Source organism: Thalassotalea sp. G20_0, assembly GCF_017744175.1.
Classification (GTDB): domain Bacteria; phylum Pseudomonadota; class Gammaproteobacteria; order Pseudomonadales; family Endozoicomonadaceae; genus Endozoicomonas.
The window spans coordinates 1-20,682 of sequence record NZ_JAGHQV010000014.1 but is presented as its reverse complement, the minus strand read 5'-3'; the positions used below and the strand labels follow the sequence as shown (position 1 = coordinate 20,682).

At 49.6% G+C, this 20,682-nt stretch carries 16 protein-coding genes and 2 pseudogenes; 6 read left to right on the top strand and 12 right to left on the bottom strand.

What is annotated here, in order from left to right:
- Positions 1-375 precede the first annotated feature (375 nt).
- The 7 genes from J7438_RS10400 to ffh all read right to left on the bottom strand — a co-directional run bounded on the left by J7438_RS10400 (position 376) and on the right by ffh (position 8,412).
- Positions 376-1,890: a hypothetical protein gene (locus J7438_RS10400; protein WP_209276490.1), complete on the bottom strand. Its 1,515-nt coding sequence runs from the start codon at positions 1,888-1,890 to the stop codon at positions 376-378.
- 59 nt (positions 1,891-1,949) lie between these two features.
- Positions 1,950-2,303: a 50S ribosomal protein L19 gene (gene rplS / locus J7438_RS10395; protein ID WP_209200923.1), complete on the bottom strand. Its 354-nt coding sequence runs from the start codon at positions 2,301-2,303 to the stop codon at positions 1,950-1,952.
- Positions 2,304-2,433: 130 nt separating this feature from the next.
- Complete coding sequence (gene trmD, locus J7438_RS10390; protein ID WP_209200952.1) at positions 2,434-3,204, bottom strand: tRNA (guanosine(37)-N1)-methyltransferase TrmD; 771 nt, start codon at positions 3,202-3,204, stop codon at positions 2,434-2,436.
- Between the two features lie 99 nt (positions 3,205-3,303).
- Positions 3,304-3,867, bottom strand: a complete 564-nt coding sequence (gene rimM, locus J7438_RS10385; protein WP_353620120.1) for a ribosome maturation factor RimM — start codon at positions 3,865-3,867, stop codon at positions 3,304-3,306.
- Positions 3,868-3,880: 13 nt separating this feature from the next.
- Positions 3,881-4,129 carry a 30S ribosomal protein S16 gene (gene rpsP, locus J7438_RS10380; RefSeq protein ID WP_101745200.1) on the bottom strand — a complete coding sequence of 83 codons (249 nt, stop codon included), beginning with the start codon at positions 4,127-4,129 and terminating at the stop codon, positions 3,881-3,883.
- A gap of 229 nt (positions 4,130-4,358) precedes the next feature.
- Positions 4,359-6,494 (bottom strand): hypothetical protein, encoded by a 2,136-nt coding sequence (locus J7438_RS10375; RefSeq protein ID WP_209276489.1) that lies wholly within the window; start codon positions 6,492-6,494, stop codon positions 4,359-4,361.
- A 502-nt stretch (positions 6,495-6,996) separates the two neighbouring features.
- Positions 6,997-8,412: a signal recognition particle protein gene (gene ffh, locus J7438_RS10370; RefSeq protein ID WP_209276488.1), complete on the bottom strand. Its 1,416-nt coding sequence runs from the start codon at positions 8,410-8,412 to the stop codon at positions 6,997-6,999.
- Between the two features lie 229 nt (positions 8,413-8,641).
- Between ffh and J7438_RS10365 the strand changes: the two genes are divergently transcribed.
- The gene (locus J7438_RS10365) at positions 8,642-9,442 is read left to right on the top strand and encodes a cytochrome C assembly family protein (protein ID WP_209276487.1); all 801 of its coding nucleotides are present in this window, start codon (positions 8,642-8,644) and stop codon (positions 9,440-9,442) included.
- Positions 9,443-9,499: 57 nt separating this feature from the next.
- Here J7438_RS10365 and J7438_RS10360 read toward each other — a convergent pair whose 3' ends face one another.
- Both J7438_RS10360 and J7438_RS10355 read right to left on the bottom strand, forming a co-directional pair.
- The gene (locus tag J7438_RS10360; RefSeq protein ID WP_209276486.1) at positions 9,500-10,186 is read right to left on the bottom strand and encodes a fimbrial biogenesis chaperone; all 687 of its coding nucleotides are present in this window, start codon (positions 10,184-10,186) and stop codon (positions 9,500-9,502) included.
- A gap of 205 nt (positions 10,187-10,391) precedes the next feature.
- Positions 10,392-10,790: a hypothetical protein gene (locus J7438_RS10355; protein WP_209276485.1), complete on the bottom strand. Its 399-nt coding sequence runs from the start codon at positions 10,788-10,790 to the stop codon at positions 10,392-10,394.
- A gap of 309 nt (positions 10,791-11,099) precedes the next feature.
- Here J7438_RS10355 and J7438_RS10350 point away from each other — a divergent pair, with 309 nt between their 5' ends.
- The 4 genes from J7438_RS10350 to J7438_RS10335 all read left to right on the top strand — a co-directional run bounded on the left by J7438_RS10350 (position 11,100) and on the right by J7438_RS10335 (position 15,915).
- Positions 11,100-11,633, top strand: a complete 534-nt coding sequence (locus tag J7438_RS10350; RefSeq protein WP_209276484.1) for a hypothetical protein — start codon at positions 11,100-11,102, stop codon at positions 11,631-11,633.
- 146 nt (positions 11,634-11,779) lie between these two features.
- Positions 11,780-12,337: a hypothetical protein gene (locus J7438_RS10345; RefSeq protein ID WP_209276483.1), complete on the top strand. Its 558-nt coding sequence runs from the start codon at positions 11,780-11,782 to the stop codon at positions 12,335-12,337.
- 57 nt (positions 12,338-12,394) lie between these two features.
- A complete protein-coding gene (locus J7438_RS10340; RefSeq protein WP_209276482.1) occupies positions 12,395-13,369 on the top strand; it encodes a hypothetical protein in 975 nt (324 codons plus the stop codon).
- A complete protein-coding gene (locus tag J7438_RS10335) occupies positions 13,366-15,915 on the top strand; it encodes a TcfC E-set like domain-containing protein (protein ID WP_209276481.1) in 2,550 nt (849 codons plus the stop codon). Before J7438_RS10340 ends, J7438_RS10335 begins: the two co-directional genes overlap by 4 nt.
- Positions 15,916-16,098: 183 nt before the next feature.
- Here the strand turns inward: J7438_RS10335 and J7438_RS10330 are convergent.
- Positions 16,099-16,791, bottom strand: a pseudogene (locus J7438_RS10330) (protein kinase domain-containing protein); the annotation flags it as partial.
- A gap of 15 nt (positions 16,792-16,806) precedes the next feature.
- Complete coding sequence (locus J7438_RS10325) at positions 16,807-17,526, bottom strand: hypothetical protein (protein WP_209276480.1); 720 nt, start codon at positions 17,524-17,526, stop codon at positions 16,807-16,809.
- A 370-nt stretch (positions 17,527-17,896) separates the two neighbouring features.
- Between J7438_RS10325 and J7438_RS10320 the strand changes: the two genes are divergently transcribed.
- A complete protein-coding gene (locus J7438_RS10320) occupies positions 17,897-19,153 on the top strand; it encodes a CNNM domain-containing protein (protein ID WP_209276546.1) in 1,257 nt (418 codons plus the stop codon).
- A 270-nt stretch (positions 19,154-19,423) separates the two neighbouring features.
- On the opposite strand, the pseudogene J7438_RS10315 reads toward J7438_RS10320, so the two are convergent.
- Positions 19,424-19,983 (bottom strand): annotated as a pseudogene (locus J7438_RS10315) (ISNCY family transposase); the annotation flags it as partial.
- Between the last annotated feature and the right edge of the window lie 699 nt (positions 19,984-20,682).

Sequence of the window (20,682 nt, the reverse complement as noted above, 5' to 3'; positions counted from 1 at the left end):
CTTTTATTAAGATCGTAAAATTGATTAATAGTTCCAATACTACCGTTCTTTTTTTTTACTCTACACGACTGGGGTTTGGTTGATGTACTTTAGTTCAAGTACAGGGTTTTAATGAGTTTGACGTGTACAATCTTCGTTCACCCTGAGCGTAGTCGAAGGGTGCTTGGCACGATCGATCAGAGTTCGGAGTTTCCGCCTTTCAACAGGCTCAGGACGAACGGAGTGCGGAGGCACGACAACCCGTTAAACTCATTTAAACCGTGTACTAAGTTGTTTACCGGGGGGTAAGCTGGCAATTGTGATTGGTCCGGCTGAGTTGATTGACTCAGTGGTGCAATAAGCTTTTTGCAGTGGGCTTAATGGTGTTTTTGTAAATCATGATTTTTTCCGGCTGTGTAAAGGTCTCTTCAGTGGTCTTGTACCGGTTTGCGTGGTGGTTCTGTATGGAGCCAGTACCTCCATGAACTCTCTGGTAAGATGCTTCATTTGGGTCTTGTAATGATCGTTAAAATTCAATTCATCCGGGATCAGGTATTTTTCGTATTTTTGCGATGAGCGAATGAGGCAAAACGAATTTTTCAGGTATCGTTTTGTGTATCGATGAATAATTGCTTCTGTTTCTGATATCTGATCTCTTTTATTCATGAGTTCAAGTGAATTTTTTAAGCCAATGCCTATGATTCGTTTACAAAGAGAAGTATGAACCAGGTCAATCGAGTTTGGATCCATCAATACCGGCGGAGGGAAACCAAATTTCATAAAAATATATTGCATTAACATATAATTTGTTCTGCAGGTGCCATCCATAGGAATGTGTAGCTGCTCAAGTCTGGGCCAGTAGGTGGCAAGTGTGTCAATCAGTTTTGCCAGCAGTTCAGGCTTCTTGATTTTCTTGTGCTGTAGTGATTCCAGTTGTGTATTCAGCGGCGTGATGATTTCTTTCTCAAGAAGGGCCATGAGTTGGTATTTGAACAAAATTTTATCAATGCCGTTTGTTTCTGATACTGGACCATTAGGTCCTAATGCCCTGAAAGAAATGCTGACACCTTTAAGGTCGGTATAATTTGCAATCAGTCTGGTATCAGAAATTATGCTCCCTTTCGGGGAAGTGACAATGGTCGCACCGTGGGTGCCACGGCAAAGCTCATAGCTTTCTTCCAGTCGTTGCTTGTACAGCAGTGCCTGGATGAAGCCTTTTTGGGTATGTTCACTGGAAGGGTAACCCACATGCCTTTTTCGTACGGTTCCGGGAATATGGCTGTCAAGCATATTTTGCACGTCTTTGGTCAGTAAGGCGTTGATCTGCATATAGCGTTGTCGGGAAATCAGGGGAGCATCTGCAGGGTCATGCTGAATCCACTCTAACACCTGGCTCATACAGCGGCACCAGGCCGCTGTGCATCCTGGCTCTGCATCTTCATATTCCTGTGGTGAACGACTTGAAATAATGTCATCCGGGTCGGCAAATAACAGGAAAAGATGTTCTTCGGGAAAGCGCAGAAGAAAGTCAGGCCCCTCAGGTAGTGTTGCCATATCCTGAGTTGCCGTTGACGTGAGTGGTGAGTGGGTCGTGGCGGTATTAGTCGAGACGTGCCTATGACTGATTCTGGTGGGGTTCGAATCGCCAATACCGCTGGTAACTGTTGTTCTGGTGGAGGGTAGGTCTGACTCCCGAAAGTGAGTGGCACTGCTGTTTCTGCTATCTACAGTGTTATTCTCACTCGGTGGTGCTGTTCTTACGGCAAAGCTGGAATGGCAGGGTTGAATAATATCCGGCATAAATATGACTGCCTTTATAACTACTTCTCGATTTATTAAGACAGCGAAAGACATGATTTGTTCAGATAAAAAAAGCGGCTTTCGCCGCTTTTCCCGGATCAGGTGTTTCACCCATCCGCTCTTCTGAGAAACTCGTGTAAAAATCAGTTGCCGGAAAATTAAACTGAATCTTAGTTGAGCTTTTCCTTGATACGAGCAGCTTTACCGCTCAGCTCACGGAGGTAGTACAGCTTAGCCTGACGAACGTCACCACGACGCTTCACAGTCACAGAAGCGATCAGTGGAGAGTAAGTCTGGAAGGTACGCTCAACGCCAACACCGCTGGAGATTTTACGAACGGTGAAGGCAGAGTTCAGGCCACGGTTACGCTTACCGATGACAACACCTTCGAACGCCTGCAGACGCTCACGGTTGCCTTCTTTTACCTTAACCTGTACGACTACAGTGTCACCCTGGCTAAAAGCAGGGATCTCTTTGGTCATTTGTTCAGCTTCAAGCTGCGCAATGATTTTGTTTTTGCTCATTGATAATTGCTCCTGGTTAGTCAATTCTGTCCCGCTCAAGCTGTGTTTCACTCAGATTGCCCTGACGCAGGGTCAAAACCAATCCGAAACAAGCCGATAGCACAATCTGGTTGGCTTGAGAGTCTGGCTCTCAGGCACTGTCGTCACTTTTGGCTGAGTGTTCAGCAATAAACTCCGACAACAACCTTTCTTCCTCGCTGGTCAGTGACCTTTGTTGCAGTAGGTTCTCCAACAGGTCAGGCCGTCTCAGCCAGGTTCTGCCCAGGGACTGTTTCAGTCGCCAGCGCTCAATCAGAGCATGGTTGCCTGATAACAGTACTTGCGGCACTTCCTGTCCTTCAAAAAGCTCAGGACGGGTGTAGTGCGGGCAGTCAAGAAGACCATCAGCAAATGAATCTTCCTGAGCGGAATCCTTATGACCCAGGGTGCCCGGTACAAAGCGTGATACTGCATCAATCAGAGTCATGGCAGCGAGTTCGCCACCACTTAACACGTAATCACCAATAGACCATTCTTCATCGATTTCGGTCTGGATTACCCGCTCGTCAATACCTTCATATCGCCCCGCGACCAGGATCAGTTTCTTGCTTTGGGCAAGCTCCTCTACCCCTTTCTGGTCGAGCATACGACCCTGGGGAGAGAGGTAAATCACTTTGGCCTCGGCTCCTGCAGCTTTGCGGGCTGCATGGATGGCGTCACGCAGAGGTTGAATTTTCATCAACATGCCGGGACCACCGCCATAAGGTCGGTCATCCACAGTTCGGTGCCGGTCATGGGTAAAGTCCCTGGGATTCCAGGTCTGTACCTCTATCAGCCGTTCCTTAACCGCGCGGCCGGTAATACCGTGCGCGGTTATGGCCCGGAACATCTCCGGGAAGAGGCTGACGACACCGAACCACATTCCGATGTCCATGGCGCTCTTGTCTGTGTCCTGATGAGTTTCTGCCAGTGTTTCTCCGGCTGGTTCATCAAGGGGTGAGTGTTGAGTCGTCATGGCCAGTTAAAACTCCGGGTCCCAATCTACCCGGATAAATCCTTTCTCAGGATTGACGTCTAGCACCACCGATCCGGTAAGCCAGGGTACCAGACGCTCTCGACGGTCAATGCTGCCTTTCGTGGGGCGAATGACCAGGACGTCGTTGGCACCTGTCTCCATCAGGTGGCTGACTTTGCCCAGCAGAACATTGTCTCCCTCGGCGTTGCGGGAGAAAACATCCAGCGATTCCAGTTGATGCCAGTAAATCTCGTCATCTTCCGGTGCGGGCAGATCATCGGCGTTGATGGTGATCTGGTAACCACAGTAACTGCGGGCCAGCTCACGATCGTCACAACCGACGATATGGGCAATCAGACCTTTACCGTGTGGCCGGGCCTGATCGATTTCAACGGTTTTAAGATCACCGCTCTTTTGGCCAGCAGGGTCAAGAATCCAGCGTGGGTAGTTGAGGATGTTTTCCATCGGGCTGGTGTTGGAGTGAATCTTCAGCCAGCCTTTGACCCCGAATACGGAGGAAATATGGCCTAACGCAATGCGCTTCACAGCGCCCTCTACTGCCGTTGTCACTGGGTTATTAACCTCACGCAGCCTTTTTGGCTTCTTTCAGAAGCTGGGCGACGCGGTCAGATGCAGTAGCACCCTGGCCCAGCCAGAATTCTACACGCTCGTTATCAATACGCAGGCGCTCTTCCTGGCCACGAGCACCAGGGTTGAAGAAACCTACGCGCTCAATGAAACGACCGCCGTTAGCGTTACGGCTGTCAGCCACGGTCAGGTGGTAAAATGGACGCTTTTTAGAGCCGCCACGTGCAAGACGAATGGTTACCATGGAATAGGGTTTCCTATAGTTGTTTCCGGCAACTGGTTTTCTGTGTTCACTGGCCAGACGCGCAGGACGTATGACTGAAACCCAGAAGAGTTGAGACAGATTTGAGCGAGGAAAGATCCTTTTTCATCATCCGTCAGCTAATCCATGATCGGCTTCAAGCCAATCATAAAGGGCGCATATTGTAGGGAAAACAAGGGAAGGAGGCAATATGCTGTGATAAGTATGTTCCCTATGAATCAGGCTTTTGTGTCAGAATAACCAGTGCTGCTGATTTCCCCAGATTGGTGACCCTTCGGCTTGCCGAGCAATAGGCATCGAATTGACTTTCACTGTCATTATTAGCGGCTTGTAACATTTCTTGAGTTTCTTCAGCCCCGGTCAGCGGCATTTTGACGACTAGGGGAATTGTCTCAGTGCCTTCGATGTTTCCCATGGAGTCAGCATAATGAAGGACGTTGCCTTCTTTACGCCAGCCCACAAAATGGCCTGTTTGAATAGTGACCACGCCACCGACTTCGTAATCCTTCTTTTTTCCGTCGGCAGTGGGGATAGAGACATCTTTCCACCACTCCAGCTCGGGTCTGATCTCGGTTCCAAAGTTGGGTATGGTTACCAACAACACTTCCGGGGAGTGATGGTCATCAGGTAACAACTCTTTGAATGCACAATCATCAAGTTCCATTCCTTGCTTAGTGTTCCTGAGCCAATTATCGATCAGCTCTTGCAGGGTTGTTGCCCATCGAGAAGAGGTTGCGGTTATTCTGCCACTTTCAGGTTCATCTTTGTTAAAACCGGTTAGCTTATGATTAACGAATATCTGCTGTCCCCGGATATTGATAAATGATGAACTAACGGTACGAGGAAAGAGGCCATAGCGATAATGATATTCAACCTCGGCATCCATCACCCTCAATTTATTCACCGGGTCACCAAAATATTCAAATTTTCTACCGGACAGATTGCCTGTGCTGCTTTCATGTTTATCCGTACATATTATGGCCAGTTCCTCACCCCGTATGTATTCGTCGACAGTCCAAACAAATTTTGGCGGGTTGGAGGGGGGAGGTCCTTTTCGTTGTTCTTTATTGTTCACTACTTTGGTCAGGCCCTCTGGTATCGCAATTGAGGGAATTCTATCATCCCTGAGACTGCTGACTGGTTCCTGTGTGTCATTGATAGTGACGAAGCCATCCCCGGCTGTAATCGATACTATTTTGTGCTTCAAAGAGGACTGTGTATATTTAAGGATACCGAAATTTTCGGATGGGACTTTTCCAGCGTCCGGATAGTCATAGATGCATTCGAGGATTGCGGGGATAATATCCGATATTGAAAGGGGTTGGGGTTCGCTGAGTGTTTCATTGTTGAGTTTGAAAAGTGTTCTTATGCGGTCCAGACCCTCATCGGCAATGTAGCCATTCGTATTTTCATCAAAGTGAAAATGTCTGCATATCGGTAAAAATTCATCCAGAGTATTGGCATCTTGCATTTTGCCTTTCGATTTTAGTTTACTGGTTCCGGCTTCAATCTCGTCAATCAATGTATTCAATGCTCCGTTGTTTGATAGAGCCATAAAAAAGGCAGCCAGTGCACAGTTGTTGTTTTTTGCCTGGATGCCTGAATACATGGTTAATGAAACATTGCCGAATGAGTGTATTAGCTGTGGCGTCGGAGAAGGGCAGGCAGCGCTGGTTGCGTTCTCCAATGGCTCCTTAACTACTTGCCCCTCCCGTGTGGTCATATCTCCCTGGATAGGTTTTTGCTCTTGAGGGATACATTTTCGCTGTTTCGGAACAGGTTTTTGCGTTTGCGGAAGAGATTTTGAGCCAATGGATTTTCGAGGTTTTGGAACAGGCGTTTGTTTTCGTGGATCAGACTTTTGCTCTTGCGGATCATTATTTGGCTTATTCAGATCAGGCTTTTGCTCTTGCGGACCATCATTTGGCTTATTCAGATCAGGCTTTTGCTTTTTAGGGATAGTTCCCAAGTAATGCATCAGAAAGTTGTAGTGGGCAAGATAAAAGCTACTATCGGTTGATGGAGTGGGGCTCTCCGGATGAGATAATGTGGGGGTGTCTTGACAGGGGCTAGCTGATGCATCTTCCGATCCGGTATCAGTCTTTGGCGCAGTGGCGGCGTTTGTTGTGGGCTGATGAACGGGAATTTCGATCGTTCGATCTTGAATCGGAATGTCACCGACATTACTCTCGCCGGTGCAGTTGGCACCATCTCCTGTCAAGCCGAATGAACCCAGGCAAACACTGTTGCTGCGAGGACGACCAGAAGATAAGTCTTGATTCCGCGGGTCAGGTTGGCTTCCTGGCAAGCTTGAATAATCATGATTGGACCGGGTAATCTTATCCACTTCGAATACTCCATTATGCTGATGGTCAAAATTTAATTTGTTATAAGGTCATTGCTCGTTTTGGTTTATTAAAATAAATGCCTTATTCATTTGCCCGGATTTGGGTCTCTGAACCAATGGCACTGACTTAAGGGTGAAAGCCTTGTCATACGTGGGCTTTAAGGCACCCGGCGATTGGAACCAACACACAAAGAGCACAAAGGAAAAGAAAATCTGTTCTTAGTGCTCTTTGTGTGCTTTGTGGTTCCAATTCAAATCTCTAAACTCGTATCAATCCCCATGTTTGCGGGGCTTTTCTGAACAGGAGCAGTGATTAAAAACAGAGGTCCCTTACCTGACCTGATTTCTAATTACGCAGAAACTTAGACAGCAAAAATTCGTAAATGTTCGGAATGTGGATTTTATTTATTATTCGGGATTGAAATAAATTATCGATTTCAATGAAAATTGTTATTAAATTCAAATGGCCAGCCCTGTTTTGGAGCTGGCAATTAATGGGTTGTTAAAACGGAAACTTTTTGCCGCCACCGGGAGGCATCATGCCACCCATTCCGCCCATGCCGCCGGGCAGCTGGCCTTTCATGGACGACATGCCTCGCATCAGTTTGCTCATGCCTCCTTTTTTGGTGGCTTTTTTCATCATTTTACTCATCTGCTTATGCTGCTTGATAAGTCGGTTGATGTCCTGGATCTGGGTGCCGGAGCCAGCAGCTATGCGTTTTTTGCGGGATCCGTTCATGATGTCCGGGTTGGCGCGCTCAGCCGGGGTCATGGAGTTGATGATGGCTTCCATCTGGACAAAAATCCTGTTGTCCATCTGACCCTGAAGCTGTGGTGCCATGCCGCCCATGCCGGGCAGTTTGTCCATCATGCCGCTGAGTCCACCCATTTTCTTCATTTGCTGCAGCTGGTCGCGGAAATCTTCCAGATCAAAGCCTTTGCCTTTCTTCAGCTTGCTGGCCAGCTTGTCCGCCTTGCTGCGGTCCAGCTTGCGCTCGGCTTCCTCGATCAGGGAGAGAATATCCCCCATGCCCAGAATGCGCGAGGCGATACGGTCCGGATAGAAAGGCTCCAGGGCATCGGTCTTCTCGCCCATACCGATAAACTTGATGGGCTTGCCGGTGATCTGGCGCACCGACAGCGCTGCACCACCACGGGCATCACCATCCGCTTTGGTCAGAATAACACCGGTCAATGGCAGGGCATCACCAAACGCCTTGGCGGTATTGGCTGCATCCTGACCGGTCATGGCATCCACCACGAACAGGGTTTCTATGGGGTTGATGGCGCTGTGCAGCTGCTGGATTTCAGCCATCATATCGTTATCGATATGCAGACGACCGGCGGTGTCGACAATCAGGACATCCGCATGCTTGATGCGGGCTTCATGAATCGCGCCATTAACAATATCCACCGGTTTCTGGTCAGCAGACGACGGGAAAAAGTTCAGGCCGGTTTCCTGTGCCAGGGTTTCCAGCTGTTTGATCGCCGCGGGACGGTAAACGTCGGCACTGACCACCATAACGGATTTCTTCTGGCGCTCTTTCAGCCATTTACCCAGTTTGGCCGCGGAGGTGGTTTTACCGGCACCCTGCAGACCGGCCATCAGGATCACGGCCGGTGGCTGGGTGGCCAGGTTCAGTTCGTCGTTGGACGAACCCATGACCTCAATCAGCTCATTCTGGACAATTTTGACAAACGCCTGGCCCGGGCTCAGGCTGGACTGAACTTCCTGCCCGATGGCCCGGTCCCTGATCCGGTTGATAAACTCTCGAACCACCGGCAGGGCAACGTCTGCTTCCAGCAGAGCCATGCGCACTTCGCGCAGGGTGTCCTTGATATTGTCTTCGGTTAGCTTGGCCTTCCCGGTTACGGTTTTCAGTGTGCGGGACAGGCGTTCGGTTAAATTTTCGAACATTCTGGGAATTACCCTGATCTAAGGTGTTTATGCGGTTGAACGCACAGAATGTTGGCCATTATATAGGAATCAAAACTAAAGCGGCATCCATTTCAGTGGATCTGGTGTAAGGTTGTTTGTCTAGCGCCGGGTAATATGACAAACTGCCGATGCTGCTTTACGTTGAAGCCTGTGGTCTTAGAGGGCTTCCTGCTTTTTTTTGCTGCTTGGGGATAAATAGGCTTCGCTAATGAGTGTCATGTTCGTCAGTATGGGTGCGCTTGGTTGCTATCTGGCAGGCACGGTTGGGCAGGGGTTGCGAAACTGTGGGCGTGAAATGCCCAAATCGCTGGTTCTGTTGATTACCGCCCTTGGCCTGATTTTCCACGTTATTGCGTTATACATTTCCATCCATACTGATCGGGGCATCAACCTTGGCGTGTTCACCATGGGATCGCTGACCTCTATGATGGTGACCATGATGGTGCTCCTGAGCAGTTTGAAAAAACCCTCGGAAAGCCTGCTGGTGATGATTCTGCCGGTCACCATGCTGGCCATTGTGCTTGCCCTGCTGGCCCCGGTTGAACATATTGTCTGGAACACCGCATCATCCATGGTTTCCCATGTGCTGCTTTCGGTTATGGCCTATGGCATTCTGATGGTGGCGGCATTTCAGGCCATTCTGCTCTCCTACCAGGAACACCAGCTGCGCACTCACCGGCATACCATCAGAACACTGCCGCCGTTGCAAACCATGGAGCGGCTGCTATTTGAGTTTCTGGTCCTTGGGGTTATTTTGCTGACACTCTCGCTGGGCAGTGGGTTTCTCTTCCTGGAAGATATGTTTGCCCAGCGGCTGGTGCATAAAACGATATTATCCATCACCGCCTGGTGTCTTTTTGCGGCACTGTTGATTGGCCACTGGCGTTTTGGCTGGCGTGGGCAGACGGCCGTTCGCTGGACTCTGGCCGGTGTCCTGTTTCTGGTCCTTGCTTACTTTGGCTCAAGACTGGTGCTTGACTGCGTGGTTTCCGGGCAGTCCTGCTTTTGAAGGGGCTTGCAGATCAAAAACGGCAATCCCATGCCGGGCATGGGATTGGCTGGTAAGTCAGAATGTCATGTTGTGCAATGCAGTGCCATCGGCCGCAGTCAGCGTCAGCGGGCCTTCTCCGGTTAAATCCATGGACCATACATTGCCAGGGTAGAGACGCCTTTCTACATAGCGGGTGCAGTCCTCGCTGCTCTTGTCGGTACATTGGCGAATATTATTGAGCATGACATTGGTATTGCTGTTATTGGTCAGGGTCAGGGTGTTGCCGTTTCGCTGGCCTTCCAGGGCAAATACGGTTTTTTCCGGGCGAACCATAATCAGGGCCTGATAGCCTACCATCAGTTTGACTGCATTGTTCTCGGTTTCCAGCTCACCGGATACTGGCGAGAAATTCACCCGGAAAATGCGTTCCTGGTGCTCGGCGGGTAGCAGGTTGACCAGCCGGACCAGACGACGGGTGTTTGGTGGCAAAATAACCTGGTTCGGTGTGGCGATCAGGCCGATTTTGGCCGGGTCATCGGTAATCACCCGGGTTTCTTCCGGAGTTCCGGGGTTATTTACTTCCAGTACCTCGATATTGATAAATAACGTTTCCGTTGCGCTGGTATTAACCAGTTGCACATCATCGCGGTTTGGCGACTCCTCATTGAAGTCCACGATAATCCGGTCAATAGCCAACTGGGCATAGAGACACTGGGAGAGTAGCAGGCCGGCGATACCGGCTAAAAAGCGTGTGTGTTTCATTGCTGGAGATACCTTCCGGCTTTTGATGCTTGTAATTACCGAAAAAACAACAGAGTGGCCAACGGCTGATGGCGACTGTAAGTGAGGATAAAATGAGAAGGCTGGTGGCGAAAAGAGGCGGTTGAACGAAAAGCGGTTTTTATAAGACTCAATTGACGAGCCTCAATAAAAACACCGATTTTTAATGAAATTGACCATCACAGACTTATTCGGCAGCAAGCATTACCCGCCTGTGGCCGGATGCCGGTGGCAGTGAAATGATTTTAGCGGTTTCCCTGGTGCAACGTTCAGCCTGACTGGTGTTAACAGGGTAAGGCCTGGAATAACCGGACAGGTGATGATCGGCTGAATCGGAGGACCAGTCATGACTTTGTATCCGAAACTGTGCAACCCCTTTGCCGGATATGCATAAAGAATAATCGGCTGGTGAACTCTGATGGGGGGCAAGCACTTTGGCCGTTAAACGGGGAGGGATCACCACGCTGACGGTCAGTTTTTTTGAGTCGGACACCACGTTGGCGAGGGTGTTGGGCGCTGTGCTGATTATTGCCATGGAACACAAAAGTCCTGATAACAACCCGGATCGTGTTTTTTTGACTGGCATGAGGGGGCATACTCCTTATTGTTCTTACTGATTCAGACGAGCCTGACACTAACAAAAAAAAATGACTGGTGTCAAAAGCCGGGGCGTAGATTTCAGGGTGAACCTGGTAGGTAAAAACACCTTTTCAGTAAGTAAAATTGTCTTGCGTCAATAAGTTTCAGCAATAACTGGTATTTTTGCCAGTACCCACCGTTGGCTGTTGTTCTTAAGATAGCGCCAAGTTTGAGTGAAAAGTGATTCGACTGACCATTCAGACTCATACAAAGCAATAAGACTTCAAAAATAATAATTGCCCTGGAGCATATTATCATGAAAACCATGAAATTGTTTGCTGTTAGTTTAATTGCCGCTGCTGTTAGTGTTTCTGCGCTTGCTGATATTAAAGAAGCTAAAGAACAAATTGACGTTTCAGCGTATGTTAAAGATATGATCATGTTGGAAATCAAGAATAATTCCAACGTTGAGTTAACGTACGAAGATCCTAATAATCCCATGGGTGGTATCGTTGGTTCCGCAGAAATGGTTGTAAGAATGCGCCATGCCGATGTGTCCCCAAGGCGCTATGAACTAACGATAAAACCAACGCATACTGGTGGTAGTGGATTTATTGTGCAATCCGAAGGCGGTGATCAAATCCCTATGATGGTTAAATATAAGCATGGTGGGCAAGGCCTTGGGTATGCATCCATGACCCCTAATACACCGGTAGAATATAAAACCTCAAATGGATTGAGAGGAGAAGTAAGAACATCACTGGATTTTGTAATTCAACCAGATGATCATTATTCAAAACCAGCAGGCACTTACAAAAATAACTTGACATTGACTATTGCTGCCAGATAGTGGTGACCTACTGCATTCCCATCCTGATATGGGAATGCAGATTCCCGGCTACCAGACCTTCTTTAAGCCAGGTTGGCTTACTTTCCTGAAGCGTTCAGAGTGCAATGCCAGCTGAGGCTGGATAGTTGTCATTGTGGCGGTGAACCATGAAATTAAAAACAACGTCATCAACCTTTAAACCCCTGCTCACCGTATTATTTATCTTGCTGCCTTTATTCGTTCATGCCGGTCATCAGGATACCTCGGATATGACGATGAGGGTCAATGCCGATATTCCGGAGCTGATCGCCCTGAGCGGCCTGCCTGCCAACATCACGCTCAATATGACAACGGACGGTACGCTTGCCTCCGACCTTATTCCATTTCAGGTCAATCGTAATGGTGCCAGTGCGGATCAACCGAAACGATTCCGGCTGACGGTTAGCAGTTCCGAGGGGAAACGGCGAAAAAAGTACTTTCTTGCCCGGAAGGGTGGGGAAGCAAAGATGTATATCCATGCCGGTCTGGCTGAAGGCAAAGTCAGCCGTATGGAGAGTCTTGAGCGGATACCTGCCTCGGGTATTGAAAGCCAGACAACCTCCGCTTTTGGTGCAGGCCAGTCCACCCATACCCTGGCACTGTTCAATAACAACGTGGATTACCTGCAATCGCAATTACCGGGTGACTATAGCGCCAGCTTCACCATAACGGTTCAGGCTCAATAAAGAGCCATCAGTTTTCAGCATTGCACCGTGATGGTGACCGACCCGGGGACAGGGATAATGAAGAATGCCAATTACCGCTGCCGTTGGCTGCTTGTGTTCAGCCTGCTGGTTATTGCCTCAACCTCGCTGAGAGGGGATGAGGGCATTGAGATTACCCGGAATCAGCTGAATTTATCCGACCGGAATGTCACGGGGCAGGCAGTGATGAACCTGGCGCTGGAGGATGCTTCCGGGTTTTATGTCACCGTTAATGTGCTGTCCGGCATTGAAGAACGGGGGGGGCAGCGCTTTGTTTATCTTCACCCCCAAAATAAGTCCGGTCATAGCCCTGTCAAAGTTCATATTGACTTTCCTTATAAGCAACTGACCCCCGGCGGTGCCTGGCGGGTAAATACCCTGAATACCGTTGAGCCCGGTAAAAAGCGCATGGCCACCCGTCATTACTCACTGTGCCCGGGGCAGGACCGGAGAAACAATGCTGAACGAGTGTGCAAGCCTTTCTCCTTTGTGGTGATTGATGAGGGGGCAGAGCCTGGCACTCTTTATCAGGCCAAACTGAATGTCCGCGTTGATACTGCAGGCGGAAAAGCTTTAGATAAAACCATCACCCTGACCTATAAAAGCACCCGTTCAGCCATAGGGATTTACTCACCCAGTGATCGCTTTCTGTTGAACCAGGCCAATCACTTTACTGAAGAAAAGAGTTTCTGTGTCTACTCCCCGGGAAAAGCAGCAAGATTTGATGTGCAGCTTGAAGGGCAGGGCGGACAGCCCGGTTTTCTGCTGCGCAATAAGGGCGGAGAAACCATTGAATACCAGGCCAGTATCCGTGGTCGTGGGCGCGGGTATCAACCGATTGAGCCTAAGACATGGACGCCTGTTGGATTATCCCGAAAACAGACAAAAAAACTATCGACCTGCGATGCCTATCGCAACCTGTGGGTACAGCTGAATATTCCTGAGAGTGAGGTTATGGCCGTGTCCGGCGGCCATTATTCCGGAATTTTGATGGTCAGGGTAAGAGCTCAATGAAAACGTGTTTCTGTAACCGGAGTCCTGTCGCTCTGCTGGTTGTTTGCTCGGTATTAGTTGCCCCGTTGTCTCTTCCATTGCTGGCCGAAGAGGGAGCTGCGCCAGGCAATACCCGGCCGACCCTTGCAGGGCTTGAGCCGAGCCAGATTCCGGAGGAGTTCCGGGGCATGGCTGCACCACAAACGACAGTGGCTGATTTTTATTATGGTGGCCGATTCGTCACCTCGGCCATGGTTACCTATACGCCGGATACCATTACCCTGACTGACCCGAGAGCATTGCTGGAGCGCATCGGCACGATAAGCCATCTGGACAAGGTGGAGGCCGCCTTATCGGGCAGAATTTTTTCCAACCCCGGTCAGGTGTGCTGGAGGGCTGATGATACCCGGTGCGGCCGACTCAACCCGGAAGTGGCCGGGGTGATTTTTGATGCCAGTCGTTTTCGGGGGGATATTTTTATCGCCGAGCCTTATTTGCAGGTGCAGACCCTGAATCAGAGTAAGTATTTGCCCGATTCCAGCAGCTCTCTGGGGCTTATTCAGGGGTTGTCAGCCGTTACCAGTGGTGTCACCGCATCGGATGATGATCAAAGCAGCTACTCGTTGTTTGGCAATACACTGCTTGGCTGGCAGGAGAATCACCTGGTCGCAAACTGGGATTACAACCAGGACAGCCGTTTCCAGATCGATACATTTTACCTGGAGCGTGATGCCAGAGGCCTGCAAATGGGGGCCGGTTATCTGGACTACAGCGGTATGATGACTCCGGAGTTCAGCCGCAGTCAGCAGGTGTTTGGGGTGAAGCTGGGTAGTTCCATGAACTCCCGTCTGGATGTTGCTGATGTTAACTCCACACCCATTCGTATTTTCACCACCGGACGCCGGCGGGTGGAGGTGTTTCGGGATAACCGGCTGATTTACGCAGGCTCTGTGGATGCCGGCAGTCAGGAGATTGATACCGGCTCTTTTCCCCAGGGTTCTTATCAGGTCACTATCCGTATCTATGATGGCCCGGTTCTGGAACAGGAAATTACCCGATTTTTTACCAAATCAGTACGACTCCCGCCGTCGGATGAAATAATCTGGTACCTCGAAGGTGGTGAAATGACTGAACGTAATCAGGACACCTTGCCAGAAAATATCGGCGAATGGCTGCTGAAAGGCGGTGCTGCCGGGCGGGTCACTGACAACTCATCCATTGAGCTGCGCAGCTCCGCCACCCGTGAACAACAGGTGGTGGAGGCAGAGTATTTCCACCAGGGGGATGAGTGGGATATTGCGATAACGGGTATGGCAGGCAGTGACCGGGCCAGGGGACTTGCACTGGAGACAGCATTTTCTGTGGGGCCGGTATATCTGAGTTACTATCATCAGCGGCTATGGAATGATGAATTCAGGCCGGATCAGAATACAGAGGAAGACGCTCCGGTAACTCTTCTGGAGGAAAGCTATGAAAATCGCTCTTTATCAGCATCCATGGAGTTTCTGGGGGGGAGCTTGTCGGGCAGTTATTCCTACAACCGACAGATGACCGATAATTCTTCATCTGATGATGCTGATACTATTTATTCGTTATCCTGGTCCCGTAATGTGGGCCGGTTTAATGACTTTGATCTGGATCTGGAGATGGATTACTCCGAAAGCGACGAGGATAAAAACGCGACTCTTGGTGTTACCTTAAGACGCAATGCCCGTAACTGGGATGTCAATATTCGTGGTGAAAACCGCTGGGAAGATAGTCGGGAACAGGATGTTGCAAGCGACTTTGGCTATGCACTGGACTCCCGCTGGTACCGTGACGACATACTGAATGGGACTGGTGAGCTGGGCATGCGCTATGAAGATCTTGCCCGGGATCAGAAAATACTCGGTGGAAATGTAAAATATGAGCACGCCCGCTTCCTGGCTGAGTTTACGGCGGATCATATTTCTCCGACAGGTGAACAGAGTAATCAGGAATCCTATATTAACTACAATGGTCGTATTGATACGTCATTTGCCGTCAATGGTCAGGGAGCTGGCCTGGGTGGTGGAAATCGTGCCGACAGTGCCTTGATGGTGGCCATTGATGGCAGTCCATCCGCTCAGTTCGATGTTCTGGTCAATGGTTCGGCGGTGGGTATTGCTAAAGGTAATAGTAAAACCGTTGTTCCTCTTTCGCCCTATGGCATTTACCGCGTGGGCATTCGTCCCCGGGGTAATGAGTTTTATCGTTACGATCAGGGTGAGCGCAATATCACACTTTACCCTGGTAATGTGGAGGTGGTTGATTTCTCTGCTGCAGAAGAGGTTGTGCTGCTGGGTAAACTGGTGGATGGGCAGGGAGGTGCGCTGGTCAATGCCGCCATTCAAAGTGAGGTTGGCTTTGTCCGCACTGACCGCTTCGGGATTTTCCAGGTCAATTTGCCACCATCCGATAAGTACTTCCAGGTCAAATTAGCCGATGGTCAATCCTGCGGGGCAGAAATTCCGGAGAGCTATCAAAAACGGGGAGGCGTTGGGATGGTAGGCGTGCTGGAGTGTCGCCAGGGGGCTGCTCGAGAATAGACCTGGTGCATGGTTTCAATGAGCTTGAATGCTGTACGAACAAAGACGAAGGGAATTAGAGTGACTTGAGACTGAAGGTACAGTCCTCTTAACAGCATGGAGAGCCGTGTGCAGTGAAATCTGCACGCACGGTTCGGAGGAGGGGAAACGGCAACCTTTTTACAGGAGCACGTTCCCTACCCACTACCCATTGTTACCGAGGTTTTCTATAAAGGTTTCCAGTCTTATGACCTGTCGTTGTTCAGGTGCCGTTTTGAGCAGTTCATTCAGGCATTCCTGTACAGCTTGCACATCATTAGTGTTCCATTCCTCTGGCATCATGGCAATAATCCGCTTATTGACCTGTGCGCTCATATCCTCGTAACCATCCGGTTCGGGCTGCTCGTCAAACAAGGGTCCGCCGGTTACCAATTCATAGAGTATGCAACCAACGGCCCAATAATCAGCCTTCCGTAACTCCTCAAAAGTGGCCAGTTGAGCTTCAGCACCGTCACTGTTATCGATTTCAGGTGCGACATAGCCAGGTGTTCCCATATCCCGACAGTCCAGCTGCTCAACGTCATCGCCAAACTCCCTGGCAGAGCCAAAATCAATCAGCTTTGTCGTCATATCAGGCATCAGTACAACATTTCGGGGTTTCAGATCACTGTGGGTGATCCGGTGATCATGCAGGTGTTTAACACCAGCCAGTACCCCCTTCATCATGCGGGCGATGTCCCGGGCGGGCAGCGGTTGTGCCTTCGTTGCTACAGTATTGAGACTGGCGATACCGGATTCGGTCAGCAGACTGATACGCAACATGTCGTCACCGGCCGACGTTGTTTCCGTCGCGCTCCTGGAATCGACAAGCCCGATAATGTTGGGGTGTTTTAACTGGTTGAGAAGGCGGTACTAAGTGTCTTCCATAGGGCTTACTGCCGACGATACATACGTTTTTCTGGCCAGGAGCCCTGCCGAATTGTTCACTTCAGTTGAGTTCTGCCTGGCGGCTTTTCGGATACCAGGTACCTTTTCGGGGCGTTCTCGTTCCCCTTCGAAGTATTGTTCCACGTCCAGTGGATTGTCAGATACATTCTTTGAGTTATCCGGTGACTGGTAAGCCAAATCAACCAGTCCGTTTGCGCCACAATCAACTTGCCGGAAATGGTGGTAGACCAGTGGCGCGCTGGTTGTTTTTGCCTGTCTGACCTGTACGTCTTTGTCCGGGAAGAAATACTCACATATTCTTGTCAGCCAGTTTGCAGATGGCCGGGTTTGCACAGTCCGCTGACCATGTGTGGAATTTTCAGGGGTTTCCGTGCTTGTTTTATTGCTCAGCTCACAACTTGCCGGCCTTTGGCTCCTATTACAAGAAACAATAACCGGCAGGATTACCTCTTCACTTTTTCCAACGTCTCTGGCAAAGGCGGTGCCTGTCTTAACCAGTTGGTTAGATAAACTAACACAACGTTGATCAGGCAACTCTTTTTCTTTTGTTGCATCTATTGTTTTAAAGTCGAGTGTTCTAATACCGAGCGGATCCATGCTTGTTACCTCCTCTGGCAATCCTTGCCGTGTCGATGTGATTAAGTTAAACCGAATGAATAATAATAATTTGGACAGTTCGCCCATTAATTAGTTCACTCTCTTAGGGTGGACATTAAGCTTACCCCTCTATTTTCAATGGCTTTTGAATGGAACTACGAAGGACACGAAGAGCACGAAGGAAAAGCAAACTCTTTTTTGTGCTCTTCGTGTCCTTCGTGGTTCCGTCTTCAACTTCCCGAAGCTGGGAGTAGGCGCTAAATGTCTACCCTAAGAGTTCCCTCTACAACCAAAGCGCCCAATGCACCTGTTGGTTTTTCATGGTTCGGTAACCATACGAAGTCAGAAAAGTACAGGCTCACTTCATATTGGCAAACACCCGGGCTTGGGACTTCGCCCTGAAGCAGGTAAAATAGGTGGTTTTACCGCATTGGTTCTGACAAAAGGCGACAACTCGTTGAGTGAAGCACCCTTAAGCGCATTGATTGGCGCACTCGTTTTTCTTCTGCTGTTTTCTGCATTTTTCTCCAGTTCGGAAACCGGGATGATGGCCATCAATCGCTATCGTCTCCGGCACCTTGCCCGCAAGGGTAACCGGGCAGCGAAAAGAACCAGCAGCCTGCTGGACAGGCCTGATCGACTGATTGGGGTCATTCTGATCGGCAACAATTTTGTTAACATTCTGGCCTCTGCCCTGGCCACCATTATTGCTGTCCGTCTCTGGGGAGACAGCGGTATTGCTATTGCCACCCTGGGGTTGACCTTTATTGTGCTGATTTTTGGTGAGGTGACGCCCAAAACCATCGCTGCCATGTATCCGGAAAAGGTGGCCTTTCCTGCATCCATGGTACTGGTTCCTCTGTTGAAGGTGCTCTATCCGATGGTGGTGCTGGTTAACTGGATCTGCTCTTTGCTGATGAGGCCGTTAGGGATACGTCCGGGCCAGGAAGGTGAGGATCAGCTGACCAGTGAAGAGTTGCGGACGCTGGTGAATGAGTCCGGCCTGCGCCTGCCGAAGAAGCGCCGTGGCATGTTGCTGGGCATTCTTGACCTGGAGAAAGTGCGGGTTGATGACATTATGGTACCCAGAAATGAGGTCTACGGTATCGATATTGAGGATGATATTAAAGAGATTATTGATCAGCTAAGGGATTGTCAGCATACCCGCCTGCCGGTGTATCGCGGTGATATCAATAATATTGTCGGTATACTTCATATGCGCAAGATTGCCCGATTGCTGACGCTGGAAAAGGTCAACAAGGCAACACTGTTGCAGGAAACCGCTGAACCGTATTACGTTCCGGAATCCACGCATCTGCATACCCAGTTGTTCAATTTCCAGAAGGCCAAGGAGAGAACCGCCCTGGTTGTGGACGAGTACGGCGATATTATGGGCCTGGTGACCCTGGAAGATATTCTTGAGGAGATCGTCGGTGACTTTACCACCGATGTCTCCGACAGCAGTCAGGATATTACGCCCCAGGGGGATGGCAGTTATATCATCGATGGTTCAGCCTCCATTCGCGATGTTAACAAGGCGCTGGGCTGGAATCTGCCAACGGATGATGCCCGAACCATTAATGGCCTGATTACGGAAGAGATGGAAGCCATTCCCGAGGCCAGCGTGTGCTGGAAAATCAAGAATTGCCGTTTTGAGATCCTCCAGGTGAAAGATAACCGGATCAAGAGTGTCCGGATGTTTATGGCGAAATAGTGTTCAGGGGGTTGTTTTACAATCGCCCGGGCATTGATTGCCGGTTTTTGTTTATCCTCAATTTTCTGCCGCCGCAGTAGGGCAGTCTATTCTCGGACAGCCTCCTAGTCGGGCGCTATTCTCGGTCAGCCTCCCAGGAGGCTGACCGAGAATAGGCTTATGTTATCATAAGCCTCAAAATCAAACTGACTTATGCCAAATGTCACAGCCAAAGTTCAAGGATAGTCCTGTTGAGTTTGATCAGCACCTGCTGTTTCCAACCAACATTCAGGCTGCCCTCTCGATCATTTTGCGAACGGCATCCCAGAGCAGGTTAATATCCGTTGGAAAGTGGGCATTGGTTTTTACGACAAACGAGTCAGCGCGGGCGCATATCCGCTCTTCTTTTTTTTTACCAGCTGGTGACCGGCATTGACCACAATCTGGTTGATCTCGTCCAGTATTTCCGGGGTAAACAGGGCGATATTATCGTGCAAAGTCTGGATGTGATAAGAGTGGGTACAGTACGGCCCGTGTCCGAGCATTTGCCGCAATGTACCGTGTTCATTGGCCAGCTCCTGAAGGCGGTCATAGTCGCAGTTGATGGTCAGACGCAGGGTGCCAAAAATCAGTATTTTCCAGAGATCCATACCAGGGCGGCCATTGTCACGGCTGGCGGGTATCATTCGTTCAAGGGCTTGGAAAACCTGCTCTCTCAGCTCTGGAGTGACCCAGATATGCTGAAAAGCCCGCAAGAGGCGGGGTATGTCGTCTCTGGATTTGGGGTTGAAGGTGATGGCAGAGATATCGACCTCACCTAACTGCATTTGTGGCTTGATGGTTTGGCGCATGAGTGAGAAAACAGCCTGTCAGTGGCAATCTTCAATGATTAAGTTGGGTCACAGACTGCTGTTTTCAAGGGCTGATGGGTTTTCGTACAAGCACTAAATAAGCAGGGAAGCCTACACGAAAGCGATTATGGAGGAAAAGCACCAGTTTCTTTCCCACGTTAATGATTGATAGCTGGGACAGTTTGTTTAAAGCCATTGCCCATGGTGCTAAAGCACAGAAGATATCTTTTGACACATCATGATTTGGCAAGATAGTCAGAACTTTCAGGGTGGTGATAGTGATTTTTCTTAGCAGTGAAAGCTGCTGGATCTTTTATGTTTTCAGAAATTATGAATACGTCAGTTTTCAGGCTGTGGCAGTTGACGTGTATTCATCTGGAGTAGCTGCAGCGGAGCGCTATCCAGTAACACATCCCACACCAGGCTGCCTGACAAAACAGGTCAGGCTTCTCTGATACCGGTTGCCCGGAACTTTACCGGGCTGACAAGGTCGTACTCTATTGTTGTCATCCCCAAACGATTCTCCAATTGGAAACAGGGAGGACCTCCAAACAAACCATGCAGTCACCTTTCTCCTCAGCAACCGCAGATACTGTATCCCGGTTAACATCCACTGAAGCTGGAAGAGACGAGCCGTCAACCAGCCGCAAACGCAAAAGAAAGCGGAGCATGGCAGGTCGCCAGATTGAACAGACAACA

Excerpts from the sequence above, each read along its gene's own strand:
- J7438_RS10360 (WP_209276486.1), bottom strand. The coding sequence starts at position 10,186 with ATGAAACACACACGCTTTTTAGCCGGTATCGCCGGCCTGCTACTCTCC.
- rpsP (WP_101745200.1), bottom strand. The coding sequence starts at position 4,129 with ATGGTAACCATTCGTCTTGCACGTGGCGGCTCTAAAAAGCGTCCATTT.
- J7438_RS10335 (WP_209276481.1), top strand. The coding sequence starts at position 13,366 with ATGAAAACGTGTTTCTGTAACCGGAGTCCTGTCGCTCTGCTGGTTGTT.
- J7438_RS10350 (WP_209276484.1), top strand. The coding sequence starts at position 11,100 with ATGAAAACCATGAAATTGTTTGCTGTTAGTTTAATTGCCGCTGCTGTT.
- ffh (WP_209276488.1), bottom strand. The coding sequence starts at position 8,412 with ATGTTCGAAAATTTAACCGAACGCCTGTCCCGCACACTGAAAACCGTA.
- J7438_RS10345 (WP_209276483.1), top strand. The coding sequence starts at position 11,780 with ATGAAATTAAAAACAACGTCATCAACCTTTAAACCCCTGCTCACCGTA.
- rplS (WP_209200923.1), bottom strand. The coding sequence starts at position 2,303 with ATGAGCAAAAACAAAATCATTGCGCAGCTTGAAGCTGAACAAATGACC.
- trmD (WP_209200952.1), bottom strand. The coding sequence starts at position 3,204 with ATGTGGTTCGGTGTCGTCAGCCTCTTCCCGGAGATGTTCCGGGCCATA.
- J7438_RS10365 (WP_209276487.1), top strand. The coding sequence starts at position 8,642 with ATGAGTGTCATGTTCGTCAGTATGGGTGCGCTTGGTTGCTATCTGGCA.
- J7438_RS10325 (WP_209276480.1), bottom strand. The coding sequence starts at position 17,526 with ATGGGCGAACTGTCCAAATTATTATTATTCATTCGGTTTAACTTAATC.
- J7438_RS10340 (WP_209276482.1), top strand. The coding sequence starts at position 12,395 with ATGAAGAATGCCAATTACCGCTGCCGTTGGCTGCTTGTGTTCAGCCTG.
- J7438_RS10355 (WP_209276485.1), bottom strand. The coding sequence starts at position 10,790 with ATGCCAGTCAAAAAAACACGATCCGGGTTGTTATCAGGACTTTTGTGT.